The sequence below is a fragment of the Pseudogemmobacter sp. W21_MBD1_M6 genome (assembly GCF_052119585.1).
GTDB lineage: Bacteria > Pseudomonadota > Alphaproteobacteria > Rhodobacterales > Rhodobacteraceae > JBGQOJ01.
Window position 1 is genome coordinate 426209 of sequence record NZ_JBGQOJ010000001.1, and the last position, 15362, is coordinate 441570.

The window sequence follows — 15362 nt, forward strand, 5'->3', positions numbered from 1 at the left end:
TTAGGGCGCGGTCGCCCTTACGCGAATTTCTTTTGAATTTCGTCCGAGATGTTCTGCGGTACGGGCTCGTAGTGATCGAAGGACATCGAGAAGTTTGCCCGACCCGAAGTCATCGACCGCAACGTGTTGATGTAACCGAACATGTTGGCCAGCGGAACAAAGGCATCAATGACGTTTGCGTTGCCGCGGCTGTCTTGCCCTTGAACCATACCGCGACGCGAGGTCAGGTCGCCGATGACGCCGCCCGTGTATTCCTCGGGCGTCACAACTTCGACCTTCATGATCGGCTCCAGCAGCTTTGCACCCGCTTTACGCAGACCTTCACGCATACCAGCACGTGCCGCGATTTCGAATGCCAGAACGCTGGAGTCAACGTCGTGGTAGGCACCGTCAATCAGTTCAACACGAAAATCAATTACAGGGAAACCTGCCAGAGGACCGGAGTCCATGACCGATTTGATGCCCTTTTCAACGCCGGGTACGTATTCTTTCGGAACCGAACCCCCAACAACCTTAGAGGTGAACGAAAAGCCCTCGCCTGGCTCGGTCGGAATGATGACCATCTTGATACGCGCGAATTGACCCGAACCACCCGACTGTTTCTTGTGGGTGTAGTCAACCTCGGCCTCGTGTCCAATCGTCTCGCGGTAGGCAACCTGAGGAGCACCGATGTTCGCCTCGACCTTGAATTCGCGACGCAGACGGTCAACGAGAATATCAAGGTGAAGTTCACCCATGCCCTTCATGATAGTCTGACCGGACTCGATGTCGGTTTCGACGCGGAACGATGGATCCTCTGCTGCCAGGCGCTGAAGGCCAAGCGACATTTTTTCCTGGTCGGCCTTGGTCTTGGGCTCGATGGCAATCTCGATCACTGGATCGGGGAATGTCATCGTTTCCAGCACAACCGGAGCAGCGGTATCGCAGAGCGTATCACCAGTGGTGGTCTCTTTCAGACCGGCCAGCGCGATGATGTCGCCCGAGAATGCCTCTTCGATCTCTTCGCGGTTGATCGAGTGCATCATCATCATACGACCGATCCGCTCTTTGCGGCCTTTGGTCGAGTTGATAACGTTGTCGCCCTTTTTCAGCTGCCCCGAGTAGATGCGGGTAAACGTCAAGGATCCGACAAACGGGTCGTTCATGATTTTGAACGCGAGGCCAGAGAACGGCTGCGCATCATCTGCAGAACGGGGCTGGTCACGTGTTTCTGTGTCATCACCGGGCTTGAAGCCCATGTATGCAGGCACATCAAGCGGGCCAGGCAGAAAGTCGATCACGGCGTTCAACAAGGGCTGCACGCCTTTGTTCTTGAACGCGGAGCCGGCCAGGATCGGAACGAACGCCATCGCCAGCGTGCCCTTGCGGATCAGCTTGCGCAGAGTCGCCACGTCAGGCTCGTTGCCCTCCAGGTAGGCTTCCATTGCTGCGTCGTCCATGTCGACGGCCAGCTCGATCATCTTGCCGCGCCATTCGTTGGCCAGATCCTGCATGCTTTCGCGGATCGGCTGACGAATCCAGGACGCACCCAGATCTTCACCCTCATAGACCCACTCTTCCATTGCGATCAGGTCGATGATGCCTTCGAGGTTGTCCTCGGAGCCAATCGGCAACTGAATCGGCATCGGTGTCGCACCCGTGCGGGTTTTGATCATCCGAACGCAGTTGAAGAAGTCGGCACCGATCTTGTCCATCTTGTTGACGAACACAATGCGCGGAACCTTGTACCGGTCAGCCTGACGCCAAACGGTTTCTGTCTGCGGCTCAACTCCGGCGTTAGCGTCAAGAAGGCAGATTGCGCCATCCAGAACAGCCAACGAACGCTCGACTTCAATAGTGAAGTCAACGTGACCGGGAGTGTCGATGATGTTGAAGCGGAACTTTGGCTCGCCAGTAGACACGCCGTCCTCTGTGCGTTCCCACATGGTGGTCGTCGCAGCAGAAGTGATCGTGATTCCACGCTCCTGCTCTTGCTCCATCCAGTCCATCGTCGCAGCGCCATCATGCACTTCGCCGATTTTGTGGGATTTACCTGTATAGTACAGGATCCGCTCGGTGCAGGTAGTCTTACCCGCATCGATGTGCGCCATGATGCCGAAATTCCGGTACCGCTGGAGTGGATATTCGCGTGCCATTTTGGACGTGCCTCTAAATCATGCGTCGCCTAAGACGACGTTATTACCAACGGTAATGGCTGAATGCTTTGTTAGCATCGGCCATTTTGTGCGTGTCTTCGCGCTTTTTCACCGCTGTGCCGCGGCTGTTGACAGCGTCAACGAGTTCGCCGGCAAGACGCTCTTCCATGGTGTTCTCGTTGCGCTTGCGCGCCGCGATGATCAACCAACGGATCGCCAGGGCTTCACGACGCTCGGGGCGCACTTCGACGGGAACCTGGTAGGTTGCACCGCCAACGCGACGGGACCGAACTTCGACCGACGGCTTGATATTTTCGAGCGCTTCGTGGAACACTTCCACGGGGGCACGCTTGAGCTTGCCTTCAACGCGATCGAATGCGTTGTAAACAATGCTTTCCGCGATCGACTTCTTACCGTCGATCATCAGATTGTTCATGAACTTTGTCAGCACACGATCACCAAATTTGGCGTCGGGCAGAATTTCGCGCTTTTCGGCGGCGTGACGACGGGACATCTCTGCCTCTCCTTACTTCGGACGCTTCGTGCCGTATTTCGAACGACGCTGGCGACGGTCTTTGACGCCTTGCGTGTCGAGAACACCACGAAGAATGTGATAACGAACGCCGGGAAGGTCTTTGATACGACCCCCACGGATCAGAACCACAGAGTGCTCCTGAAGGTTGTGGCTTTCACCCGGAATGTAGCTGATCACCTCAAACCCGTTGGTAAGGCGAACTTTTGCCACTTTCCGCATAGCCGAGTTCGGCTTTTTCGGGGTCGTGGTGTACACGCGAGTGCATACGCCGCGTTTCTGCGGGCATGATTCCAAGTGCAAGGACTTGGACCGTCTAATTTTTGGCTGTCGCGGCTTGCGGATCAGCTGTTGGATCGTTGGCATTCCGGTTCCCCGTGTTGCAACCTATTCAAATATCGGACGTATTGCTGCTTACAATACGCAAAATACCGCATGCGTCCCCTCGTTCGCGGGAACGACGCGGTGGATTTTCAGAGGATCGAGGCTAAGGCCCGGATCGTGACCACTTTAGTTTTGTAAAACCCAGTCGGGGGTTGCCCCGCAGGCTAGAGTGGGCGTTCTATACGAGGAGTCGCTGGGGGTGTCAACAGACCCAATGCCAACTAGCGCAGATGAACCCGCCAGTCGGCCCGCCGCCAATTCCCCGCATTGCGCCAGGCGATGCTCAGGGCACCAAGCAGCCGCAGATTGAGGCTAAGGCCACCCTGAAACGATCTTTTAACAGATCTTCCGGTAGACACGCCAGATCGAACCGAATGCGCCTCGCCACTGACGCGCCGCCGTCCCGTCGCAACCAGCCGCACTGGGTGGCCGCGATGCTTTGGTTCCCAAAGACCCCGCCTCGAGGCGCTCGGTGGCAGGCAGAGCAGCCTGCGCTCTGTCAGGCGCCTTTTGCAGATGCGGCGAACCTGCCCCGCGCACCGCGGTGTTCGCGGTAAAGGGTGAAGACACCGGTCGCAACAACGATCGCGCTTCCCATAAGCGTCCAGTTGTTGGGCCAGTCGCCGAACACCACAAACCCAAGAACCAAAGCCCACAAAAGGCCCGCATATCGGAATGGCGCAACAAAGCCGATATCACCGACCCGCATCACCATCACGCTGAATGTATAGCCAAGCAAGATCAGGAATGACGCGCCTGCAAGCTGTATCCCGGCTTTTGTGCTGACGGGTTGCCACTCTACCGCGAACAACCCCGCCGCCGCAAAGACGGTCACACCGATTCCCGCACAAAGAGCAACTGTCATCGACGGAACAGACCGCGAGATCCGCCGTGTGGACAGATCGCGAAGCGTGACAAACCCGACCGAGATCAGGGCATAGACCGAGTATTCGTTAAAACCTTCGGTTCCGGGGCGCACAATCATCATCACGCCGACAAAGCCGATCAGAATCGCAATCAACCGGCGCCATCCGACGGGCTCGCGCATGAACAGAGCCCCCGCAAGGGTAACCGTCAGCGGAAGCGCCTGCAGAATGGCAGATATATTGGCAAGCGGCATATTGAACAGGGCTGTGATAAAATAATAGGCGGCACCGACCTCGCCGATGGTGCGCAGACCGATCAAACCCCAGTCTTTCGCTGAAATCCTGAACGACAGCGCGCCCATATATCGGGCCAGAAAATACATGGCGATCACGGTCACGATGCCCCGAATGAACAGGGCCTGAAACAGCGGCACCTCGTCCGACAGCGCCTTCATGCATGTGTCGTTCAATGTGAATGCCGCCATTGCCAGCATCATAAGCAGCGCGCCGCGTGAGTTGTCGCTTAGTCCGTTCACCACTGATACTTTCCGCTGTGCCCAAGGCATATCGGCTTTTCGCCTACCTCTATTGTCGGGCATTGGAAACCGACATTTTTATGTGGCGTCAGACCGTCTTCAGTTGCTGCATACTGGTCGCAAAGTTTTTGGCCAGAACTTTTGCAATGTCCGCTTCGGACATGGTCCGGGATTGCCCCGTAATATGCGTGCCTGAATCGTTGTCCCGATGCACAGACCGGATAAAACTGGGGGTGACAGCATCGGTGTATGTATTGAAGAACTGCGAGACAAAGCGGTGGTTCCGGGCGAATATATTGTGCGGTTCCCCCGATCGGCGCACCATCGCCAGACCAATGCCCAGCGGTAGCCTTTCGCAGACATCGTATATCTCGACCCCCTTGGGGCCGGTTTCAAGAAAGAAGCCCCTGTTGAACCCGATCACCAACGGCGTCTCGTCCCCGCTGACGTGCAGCAGACGATCCGCTATGTGCTTAAGGCGTTCGACATACCCCAGATCAAGCGCGTCATCGTCGTCAAGCCGGAACGTCGTGACATGGGTCGCGCCCGCAGCGGTCGCCGGTTTGAACGCCTTCTTTGTCGCGGCATAGTGGGGCAGAGGTTCAAGCTGCACGATCACCGGCTTTGCCAGGGGTTTCACCAAGTCCCGCAGATGCTCCAGCGCGTCCGGCGGAAGCCCCTCACCCACAAGAAACACACATGTGAAATCCGGGTCACGCTGTGCCAGCAAGGACGGCAAAGTCAGCATTTCAAAAAGGGCAAAACGACGTTCCAGCCGTTCAGGATCGTACAAAAACGATTGAAGCTCCCCAAGGGTCGGAAACTCTTTGCTGAAGCCGTTTCTCGATGGATACGAAAAGCGGACAAGGCCGATGATTTGGTTTTTGATCTGCGCGCCCATATCACCGCCCTACCAATGTTGCCGCGACCTTAACGCCTTCGATTCCGGAACGGAATGCCCTTTAGCAGAACGCAAAAGGCCCCCGCATTTTCATACGGGGGCCTTTGCAGATTCAAGAGCGCAGGCTCTTATTCGCTGCGGCTTTCCGGCGTTTCCACCAGACCGCTATCGAATACGTCATCGCCGACGATGTCCTTGACCGGGGCAGCTAGCGCCGCAGCGGCGGCAGCCTCTGCCTTGCGGGCATCCAGAACCTTGGCATCACGCGCCGTCGCAATGGCGCGCACTTTCATCGTTGCGCCACCGGTCCCAGCGGGGATCAGTCGACCCACAATGACGTTCTCTTTCAGACCGACCAGTTTGTCCCGCTTGCCCTGAACCGAAGCCTCGGTCAGCACGCGCGTTGTTTCCTGGAACGAAGCCGCAGAGATGAACGACCGGGTTTGCAGCGACGCCTTGGTGATACCCAGCAGGATCGGTTCGCCCGTTGCGGGCTTGCCACCTTTGGAAATCGCCTTTTCATTGGCGGCGTCGAACTCTGCCTTGTCCACATGCTCGCCTTTGAGCAGCGTCGATGTGCCAGAGTCGAGGATCTCCCACTTTTGCAGCATCTGGCGAACGATCACCTCGATGTGCTTGTCGTTGATCTTCACGCCCTGCAAACGATAGACGTCCTGAACTTCGTCGATCATGTAGTCAGCCAAGGCCTCGACACCCATAATCGCAAGGATGTCATGCGGCGCCGGGTTGCCGTCCATGATGTAATCGCCCTTCTGGACAAAGTCGCCTTCCTGAACAGGAATGTGCTTGCCCTTGGGGACCATATACTCGACCGGTTCCATCGTATCGTCAGCCGGTTCAATCGTGATCCGGCGCTTGTTTTTATAGTCCTTGCCAAAGCGCACATAGCCGTCGAGTTCAGCGATGATCGCGTGATCCTTTGGACGACGGGCTTCGAACAATTCGGCCACACGCGGCAGACCACCGGTAATGTCCTTTGTCCGGGCACCTTCGCGCGGGATACGGGCGATAACATCGCCGGCCTTGATCGGTTCGCCGTCTTCGATCGACAGAATGGCGTCCACGGACATCTGGTAAGTTGCCGGGTTGCCGTTTTCCTGACGCACCGGCTCGCCGGTCTCGGGATCCATGATGATAACTTCGGGCTTCAGCTCGTTGCCTTTCGGCGCCGAACGCCAATCGGTCACGATACGCTGGGTCATACCCGTTGCATCATCGGTGTCCTCGCGGACAGAGATACCCGAATAAAGGTCCACAAACTTTGCCACGCCTTCTTTCTCGGCGATGATCGGCAGAGTGTAGGGGTCCCATTCGAACAGCTTGTCGCCGCGGGCAACCATCTGGCCCTCTTTGACGTGCATTTTTGAACCATAGGTCAGCTTGTGGCTGGCACGTTCCTGACCTGTCTCGTCCAGGATCGCCAGAACCATGTTCCGGCCCATGACCGTCACCTCGCCCGCGACGTTCGCCAGAAGGCTTGCGTTGCGGAACTCGACCTTACCGGCCTGCGATGCCTCAAGGAACGACTGCTGGCCACCCTGCGCAATACCGCCGATGTGGAACGTCCGCATCGTCAGCTGTGTGCCGGGTTCACCGATGGACTGTGCCGCGATGATGCCGACCGCTTCGCCCTGGTTCACCAAAGTACCGCGTGCAAGATCGCGGCCGTAGCACGCGGCGCAGACGCCCTCTTCGGCTTCACATGTCAGCGGGCTGCGGATGCGGAACTTGGTCACACCCGACGTTTCGATCAGGTCCGCCTTGCGCTCGTCGATCAGCTCGTTCTTGGCAACCAGAACCTCGTCGGTGCCGGGACGCAAAACGTCATCGGCGGCAACGCGGCCCAGAATCCGTTCCGCCAACGAGGAAACAACCTCGCCGTCGTTCACGGCAGCCTCGGCGGTGATCGCAAGCTCGGTGCCGCAGTCATGCTGACGCACGATGCAGTCCTGCGCCACGTCCACCAGACGGCGGGTCAGGTAACCCGAGTTCGCCGTCTTGAGCGCGGTATCGGCCAGACCCTTACGGGCACCGTGGGTCGAGTTGAAATACTCGAGAACGGTCAGACCTTCTTTGAAGTTCGAGATAATCGGCGTTTCGATGATCTCGCCGTTCGGCTTGGCCATCAGACCGCGCATACCGCCCAGCTGTTTCATCTGGGCCGGGGAACCCCGGGCACCGGAGTGAGACATCATGTAAACGCTGTTCGGCTCTTTTTCGGCACCGGCGTCGTCGACACGGACAGCAGACATTTCGCCCATCATCGCGGCCGCAACCTCGTCGGAACACTTGGTCCAGGCGTCGACAACTTTGTTGTACTTTTCGCCCTGAGTGATTAGGCCGTCCATATACTGCTGTTCGAATTCCTTGACCTGTGCGCGAACGCCGTCAACGATAGTCCACTTGCTGTCAGGAATGACCATGTCGTCCTTACCGAACGAAATGCCGGCCTTGAACGCCTCGCGGAAGCCCATCGTCATGATCTGGTCACAGAAGATAACCGACTCTTTCTGACCGCAATAACGGTAGACGGTGTCGATGACCTGCTGCACCTCTTTCTTCCGAAGAAGACGGTTCACCAGCGAGAACGGCGCCTTGGCATTGAGCGGCAGAAGCGCGCCAAGACGCAGGCGCCCCGGTGTCGTTGCGTGACGCACCATCACCTCGTTACCTTCGTCGTCGATCTGCGGAATACGGGCCTGGATAGACGAATGCAGATGCACCTCTCCCGCGTCGAGGGCATGCTGCACCTCGTCCACGTTCGAGAAGATCATGCCCTCGCCCTTCATGCCCTTACGCTCCATCGTGATGTAATAGAGACCAAGGATCATATCCTGCGAAGGAACAATGATCGGCGCGCCGTTGGCTGGCGACAGAACGTTGTTCGTCGACATCATCAGAACGCGCGCTTCGAGCTGTGCCTCAAGGCTCAGTGGAACGTGAACAGCCATCTGGTCGCCATCAAAGTCGGCGTTGAACGCGGAACACACCAGCGGGTGCAGCTGGATTGCCTTGCCTTCGATCAGGATTGGTTCGAACGCCTGAATGCCAAGACGGTGCAGCGTCGGCGCCCGGTTCAGCATGACCGGGTGTTCGCGGATCACCTCGTCCAGAATGTCCCAAACCTCGGGGCGCTCTTTTTCGACCAGCTTCTTGGCTTGCTTCACCGTGGAAGACAGGCCCTTGGCCTCGAGCCGCGAGTAGATGAACGGCTTGAATAGCTCCAACGCCATCTTCTTGGGCAGGCCGCACTGGTGCAGCTTCAGCTCGGGGCCGGTCACGATGACCGAACGACCGGAGAAGTCGACGCGCTTGCCCAAAAGGTTCTGACGGAAGCGACCCTGCTTACCCTTCAGCATGTCCGACAGCGACTTCAACGGGCGCTTGTTGGCACCGGTGATGACGCGGCCGCGACGACCGTTGTCGAACAAGGCATCGACCGACTCTTGCAGCATCCGCTTTTCGTTGCGGACGATGATGTCGGGCGCGCGCAGTTCGATCAGGCGCTTCAGGCGATTGTTCCGGTTGATCACGCGGCGATACAGGTCGTTCAGGTCGGAGGTCGCAAAGCGGCCACCGTCCAGCGGCACCAGCGGGCGCAACTCGGGCGGAATGACCGGAATAACCGTCAGGATCATCCACTCCGGGCGGTTGCCCGATTCAAGGAACGATTCAACGATCTTCAGCCGCTTGATGATCTTCTTTGGCTTCAGCTCGCCCGTTGCGACGGCCAGATCGGCGCGCAGCGAGTCTGCCTCGGACTCGAGGTCGATCAGGGACAGCATTTCACGAATGGCTTCCGCACCGATGCCGGCGGTAAAGGCGTCGGAGCCAAAGTTGTCCTGCGCGTCCATGTAATCTTCCTCGGACATCAGCTGACCATAGGTCAGGTCTGTCAGGCCGGGTTCGATCACAACGTAGTTTTCAAAGTACAGAATGCGTTCCAGATCGCGCAGCGTCATGTCCAGCATCAGACCGATGCGGCTTGGCAGCGATTTCAGGAACCAGATGTGTGCAACGGGCGAGGCCAGCTCGATATGACCCATCCGCTCGCGGCGCACCTTTTGCAGCGTGACTTCGACGCCGCATTTCTCGCAGACAACGCCACGATACTTCATGCGTTTGTATTTGCCGCACAGGCATTCGTAGTCCTTGATCGGGCCAAAAATACGCGCACAGAACAGGCCGTCACGCTCTGGCTTGAACGTGCGGTAGTTGATGGTTTCCGGCTTTTTGATCTCGCCGTAGGACCACGACAAAATCCGCTCTGGCGAGGCCAGAGAGACTTTGATCTCGTCAAAGGTCTTGACGGGGGCAAGCGGGTTGAACGGGTTGTTCGTCAGTTCCTGGTTCATTTTGCGTCCTTACATATCAGGGGAAGGGGAAAAGTGGGGCGGAAGACCGCCCTACTCGTCGTCCTCCGCATCCAGGAGTTCCATATTGAGGCCGAGGCCACGGACCTCTTTCACCAGCACGTTGAACGATTCGGGCACACCTGCCTCGAAGTTGTCCTCGCCTTTGACGATCGACTCGTAGACTTTCGTCCGGCCTGCAACATCATCCGACTTCACAGTCAGCATCTCTTGCAGGGTATAAGCCGCGCCATAAGCTTCCAATGCCCAGACTTCCATCTCGCCGAAACGCTGGCCGCCGAACTGGGCTTTACCACCCAAAGGCTGCTGCGTGACAAGGCTGTATGGTCCGGTGGAACGTGCGTGGATCTTGTCATCCACAAGGTGGTGCAGTTTCAGCAGATACTTGCAGCCGACCGTAACAGGGCGGGCAAACTGCTCGCCTGTGCGGCCGTCGAACAGGATCGACTGGCCCGACGTGTCAAAGCCCGCGCGGATCAGCGAGTCGTTCACATCGGCCTCTTTCGCACCGTCGAAAACCGGCGTTGCGATCGGAACGCCGCGTGTCACTGCGCTTGCAGCCTCCACCAGACGGTCCTCGTCCATGCCGGTGATGCCCTCTTCGTAGACATCATCACCATAGGCGATACGCATTGCTTCGCGCACCGGGGTCAGGTCGCCGGACCGGCGGTATTCACCCAATGCATCGTCGATTTTCAGGCCCAGACCACGCGCGGCCCAGCCCATATGTGTTTCCAGAATCTGACCGACGTTCATGCGCGATGGCACGCCCAGCGGGTTCAGACAGAAGTCGACAGGGGTGCCGTCGGCCAGGAAGGGCATGTCCTCCATGGGAACAACCTTGGAGATAACACCTTTGTTGCCGTGACGTCCGGCCATCTTGTCACCCGGCTGCAGCTTGCGCTTTACCGCAACGAAGACCTTGACCATTTTCATCACGCCGGGGGGCAGATCGTCGCCGCGGCGAACCTTCTCTACCTTATCCTCGAACCGTGCATCCAAAGACCGCTTTTGCGCTTCGTATTGGGCGTTCAGGGCCTCGACTTGCGCCGCGTCCTTCTCGTCCTCAAGCGCCAGCTGCCACCACTGACCACGGGTCAGCTGGTTATCCAGCAGATCCTCGTCGATCATCGACTTCGGCTTGATCCCCTTTGGGCCTTTGACAGCCACTTTGTTCAGGATCGTGGTGCGCAAGCGTGCATAGATGTTGCGATCCAGAATGGCCATCTCGTCGTCCCGGTCACGAGCCAGACGTTCAACCTCTTCACGCTCGATCTGCAACGCACGTTCGTCTTTTTCAACGCCGTGGCGGTTGAACACACGCACTTCCACAACAGTACCGAAGTCACCCGGCGGCAGACGCAACGAGGTGTCGCGCACGTCGGATGCTTTTTCGCCAAAGATGGCGCGCAGCAGCTTTTCTTCCGGCGTCATCGGGCTTTCGCCTTTTGGCGTGATCTTGCCAACCAGAATATCCGCAGGCCCCACCTCTGCGCCGATGTAAACGATGCCCGCCTCGTCGAGGTTGCGCAGCGCTTCTTCACCGACGTTCGGGATATCGCGAGTGATCTCTTCCGGCCCAAGCTTGGTGTCGCGCGCGGCGACCTCGAACTCGTCGATGTGGATCGAGGTAAAGACGTCGTCGCGGGTGATCCGCTCGGAAATCAGGATCGAGTCCTCATAGTTGTAACCGTTCCAGGGCATAAACGCGACGATCACGTTCTTGCCCAGGGCCAGTTCGCCCATATCCGTGGACGGACCATCGGCAATCACTTCGTTCTTGCCAACGGTTTCGCCCACTTTCACCAGCGGACGCTGGTTGATGCAGGTGTTCTGGTTCGACCGCTGGAACTTGCGCAGACGGTAGATGTCAACGCCCGGATCACCGGGTTCCAGATCGGCGGTCGCACGCACAACGATACGGGTCGCATCGACCTGGTCGATGATACCGGCCCGGCGCGCCATGATCGCAGCACCAGAGTCCTGCGCGACGATCTGCTCGATGCCGGTGCCGACGAACGGCGCCTCGGCCTGAAGCAGCGGAACCGCCTGACGCATCATGTTCGAGCCCATCAAGGCGCGGTTGGCGTCGTCGTTTTCAAGGAAGGGAATCAGCGACGCCGCAACGGACACCAACTGTTTTGGCGACACGTCGATCAGATCGACGTTTTCGTTTGGCGACAGCGTGTATTCACCCGATTTACGGGTCGACACCAAGTCGTTCACGAAACGGTCGTTCTCGTCCAGGTTCGCGTTGGCCTGCGCCACAGTGTGACGCATTTCTTCGGTCGCGGACATATACTGGACTTCGTCTGTCACCTTGCCGTCGACAACCTTGCGGTAGGGTGTTTCGATAAAGCCGTATTTGTTCACGCGGGCAAAGGTCGCCAACGAGTTGATCAGACCGATGTTCGGTCCTTCCGGCGTCTCGATCGGGCACATCCGACCGTAGTGGGTCGGGTGAACGTCGCGCACTTCGAAACCGGCGCGTTCGCGGGTCAGACCGCCAGGCCCAAGCGCGGACAAGCGGCGCTTGTGCGTGACTTCGGACAGCGGGTTGGTCTGGTCCATGAACTGCGACAGCTGCGAAGAGCCGAAGAATTCGCGCACGGCAGCGGCGGCTGGTTTGGCGTTGATCAGATCCTGCGGCATCACAGTGTCGATCTCGACGCTGGACATCCGCTCTTTGATCGCACGTTCCATCCGCAAAAGACCGACGCGGTACTGGTTTTCCATCAATTCGCCAACGGACCGCACACGGCGGTTGCCGAGGTGGTCGATGTCGTCGATGTCGCCCTTGCCGTCGCGCAGTTCGGTCAGCGCCTTGATGCAGGCGATGATGTCTTCGCGGCGCAACGTGCGCTGGGTATCTTCGACATCCAGAGCCAGACGCATGTTCATTTTTACACGGCCAACAGCAGACAGATCGTAACGCTCGCTATCGAAAAACAGCGTGTCGAACAGCTGGCTTGCAGCCTCGACCGTCGGTGGCTCGCCGGGACGCATGACGCGGTAGATGTCCATCAACGCGGTATCGCGGTGCATGTTCTTGTCAGCCGCCATCGTGTTACGGATGTAGGGGCCGACGTTGATGTTGTCGATATCCAGAACCGGGATGTCGGTGATACCTGCATCCAGCAGTTCTTTCAGGGTGCCGCCGGACACATCGCCGTCTTTGTTGAGCTCCCACGTCAACTCGTCGCCGGCTTCGACATAGATCGCGCCAGTGTCTTCGTTGATGATGTCCTTCGCCACGAAACGGCCGATGATCTGGTCAAAGGGAACCAGCAGTTCGGACACTTTGCCAGCGTCGACAATGGCCTTCACTTCACGTGGGGTAATCTTTTTGCCAGCTTCGGCAATCACTTCGCCCGTTTTGGCATCGACCAGATCAAACGTCGGACGGGTGCCACGCACGCGCTCGGGGAAGAACTTGGTTGCCCAACCTTTGTTCTTCATCAGTTTGTAAACAGTCGTGTCGTAGTAAGCGTCCATCATCGCTTCTTGATCCAGACCCAACGCATACAGCAGGGTCGTGACAGGAAGCTTGCGACGACGGTCGATCCGCGCGAACACGATGTCTTTGGCGTCGAATTCGAAATCGAGCCAGCTGCCGCGGTAGGGGATAATGCGGCACGCAAACAGCAGCTTGCCGGACGAGTGGGTCTTGCCCTTGTCGTGGTCGAAGAACACACCGGGCGACCGGTGCATCTGGGACACGATCACACGCTCGGTGCCGTTCACAACGAACGTGCCGTTCGGTGTCATCAGGGGCATGTCGCCCATGAACACGTCTTGTTCCTTGATGTCCTTGACGGACTTCGCACCTGTATCCTCGTCCACATCGAACACGATCAGGCGCAATGTGACCTTCAGCGGGGCGCTGTAGGTCATGTCGCGCTGCTGACATTCCTCGACGTCATATTTTGGTTTTTCCAGTTCGTATTTCACGAACTCAAGAACAGCGGTCTCGTTGAAATCCTTGATCGGGAACACCGACTGGAAAACACCTTTGATGCCTTCGCCGTCCAGCGGCAGCGACTGGTCGCCAGAGCGCAGGAACAGGTCATAAGAAGACTTCTGAACCTCGATAAGGTTCGGCATTTCAAGAACTTCACGGATTTTGCCGTAATACTTGCGGAGTCGTTTCTGGCCAACGTAGGACTGAGCCATGCTCGTCTTCACCTTTCAGTTTTTCGCGGGCACACCGGCTGTCGGGCCACAGAAGCGCGCCGCTCACGAAACAGGGGGTTCGATCTATACCTGCACACCGTCCCACCGGTCTGCTCCCGATCTTTGAACCACACCTTAGAAAACGCACCGCGCGGAATGCGCTTTCTAAGAACGGTTCGACTGGGCCCGAATTGCTTCGGACCCAGCCCATTTTGTGCACGTCGGGGTGCGGCGCACCCCAGCCGATTACTTGACTTCGACTTCTGCGCCAGCTGCTTCCAGCTTGGCTTTGACGTCTTCTGCGTCTGTTTTCGAAACGCCTTCTTTGATCTTGCCGCCAGCTTCGACCAGATCTTTGGCTTCTTTCAGGCCAAGACCGGTGATCGCGCGGACTTCTTTGATCACGTTGATTTTCTGTGCGCCTGCGTTCTTCAGGATCACGTCAAATTCAGTCTGCTCTTCAGCAGCTTCGCCAGCAGCAGCCGGGCCAGCCATCATCACTGCGCCGCCAGCTGCGGGCTCGATGCCATACTCGTCCTTGAGGATGGTTTTCAGTTCTTGTGCTTCGAGAAGGGTCAGGCCCACGATCTCTTCGGCAAGTTTCTTCAGATCAGCCATTTTCTGTTCCGTTCATTAAGTTGTGTTCCAACGAAGGTAGTTTCAACCCCACGAAGGCTCATGTTGCTTAGGCCGCAGCCTTTTCCTCGATCGAGGACAAAATGCTTGCGATGTTAGAAGCAGGCGCGCCAATGGCACCGGCGATGTTTGCAGCAGGGGCACCGATACAGCCAACGATCGAAGCAATAAGCTCCTCACGCGACGGCATTTGTGCGACGGCCTTAACACCGGCGACGTCCAAGGCTGTTCCGCCCATAGCACCCCCAAGGATCTGGAACTTGTCGTTCCCCTTGGCATAGGCATCTGCAACTTTCGCAGCAGCTACCGGGTCCTCGGAATAGGCGAGAACAGTCATGCCCGTCAGGAAGTCTGCGATAGAAGCGCAGGGCTTACCTTCAAGGGCGATTTTGGCGAGCTTGTTCTTGGCAACGCGTACGGATCCGCCAGCTTCGCCCATTTGGGCGCGCAGAACCTGCATTTCAGCAACCGTGAGACCTTCGTAGCGGGCAACCACTACAACGCCAGAGCTTTCGAAGATCTGGCCGAGTTCCTCGACCAATTTCTCTTTCTGGGCTCTATCCACAGTTTCACTCCAATTCAGGAAGATACTCTCTTCCGGCTCAATTTTGCCGAAGGGTGTTACCCCCGACGTTCGGGTCCTAGTTTCAGGGTCCCGAGGCCAAAATCACCCGAGGAAAAACCCCGAGAAATTCGTCTCGATCCCCATCTCAGGAAGGACATTAAGACTGTTTCCAGTCACCCTCCGTCTTGGACAGGACAGGGCAGATAACCGCCCTGTCATCTGCCGGACCTTGCGGTCCGG

Annotated in this window: 9 protein-coding genes; all 9 read right to left on the reverse strand. The window is 57.7% G+C overall.

The genetic code is table 11. The features are described from left to right. Positions 1–17: 17 nt before the first annotated feature. Positions 18–2135 (reverse strand): elongation factor G, encoded by a 2118-nt coding sequence (fusA, locus tag ACEN2R_RS01990; protein WP_442038677.1) that lies wholly within the window; start codon positions 2133–2135, stop codon positions 18–20. 43 nt (positions 2136–2178) lie between these two features. Then, positions 2179–2649, reverse strand: a complete 471-nt coding sequence (gene rpsG, locus ACEN2R_RS01995; RefSeq protein WP_442038679.1) for a 30S ribosomal protein S7 — start codon at positions 2647–2649, stop codon at positions 2179–2181. 12 nt (positions 2650–2661) lie between these two features. Further along, positions 2662–3033: a 30S ribosomal protein S12 gene (gene rpsL / locus ACEN2R_RS02000; protein ID WP_442038681.1), complete on the reverse strand. Its 372-nt coding sequence runs from the start codon at positions 3031–3033 to the stop codon at positions 2662–2664. 517 nt (positions 3034–3550) lie between these two features. Next, the gene (locus tag ACEN2R_RS02005) at positions 3551–4453 is read right to left on the reverse strand and encodes a DMT family transporter (RefSeq protein ID WP_442038683.1); all 903 of its coding nucleotides are present in this window, start codon (positions 4451–4453) and stop codon (positions 3551–3553) included. An 88-nt stretch (positions 4454–4541) separates the two neighbouring features. Then, entirely contained in the window at positions 4542–5354 is an 813-nt protein-coding gene (locus ACEN2R_RS02010) for a glycosyltransferase (protein WP_442038685.1), read from the reverse strand. Positions 5355–5482: 128 nt separating this feature from the next. Beyond that, positions 5483–9730: a DNA-directed RNA polymerase subunit beta' gene (gene rpoC / locus ACEN2R_RS02015; RefSeq protein ID WP_442038687.1), complete on the reverse strand. Its 4248-nt coding sequence runs from the start codon at positions 9728–9730 to the stop codon at positions 5483–5485. Between the two features lie 51 nt (positions 9731–9781). After that, positions 9782–13921: a DNA-directed RNA polymerase subunit beta gene (rpoB, locus tag ACEN2R_RS02020; RefSeq protein ID WP_442038689.1), complete on the reverse strand. Its 4140-nt coding sequence runs from the start codon at positions 13919–13921 to the stop codon at positions 9782–9784. 246 nt (positions 13922–14167) lie between these two features. Further along, a complete protein-coding gene (rplL, locus tag ACEN2R_RS02025; RefSeq protein WP_442038691.1) occupies positions 14168–14539 on the reverse strand; it encodes a 50S ribosomal protein L7/L12 in 372 nt (123 codons plus the stop codon). A gap of 67 nt (positions 14540–14606) precedes the next feature. Further along, positions 14607–15122, reverse strand: coding sequence for a 50S ribosomal protein L10 (gene rplJ, locus ACEN2R_RS02030; RefSeq protein ID WP_442038693.1), 516 nt, complete (start codon positions 15120–15122; stop codon positions 14607–14609). Positions 15123–15362: the final 240 nt, after the last annotated feature.

Excerpts from the sequence above, each read along its gene's own strand:
- fusA (WP_442038677.1), bottom strand. The coding sequence starts at position 2,135 with ATGGCACGCGAATATCCACTCCAGCGGTACCGGAATTTCGGCATCATG.
- rpoC (WP_442038687.1), bottom strand. The coding sequence starts at position 9,730 with ATGAACCAGGAACTGACGAACAACCCGTTCAACCCGCTTGCCCCCGTC.
- rplL (WP_442038691.1), bottom strand. The coding sequence starts at position 14,539 with ATGGCTGATCTGAAGAAACTTGCCGAAGAGATCGTGGGCCTGACCCTT.
- rpsL (WP_442038681.1), bottom strand. The coding sequence starts at position 3,033 with ATGCCAACGATCCAACAGCTGATCCGCAAGCCGCGACAGCCAAAAATT.
- rpoB (WP_442038689.1), bottom strand. The coding sequence starts at position 13,921 with ATGGCTCAGTCCTACGTTGGCCAGAAACGACTCCGCAAGTATTACGGC.
- rpsG (WP_442038679.1), bottom strand. The coding sequence starts at position 2,649 with ATGTCCCGTCGTCACGCCGCCGAAAAGCGCGAAATTCTGCCCGACGCC.
- ACEN2R_RS02010 (WP_442038685.1), bottom strand. The coding sequence starts at position 5,354 with ATGGGCGCGCAGATCAAAAACCAAATCATCGGCCTTGTCCGCTTTTCG.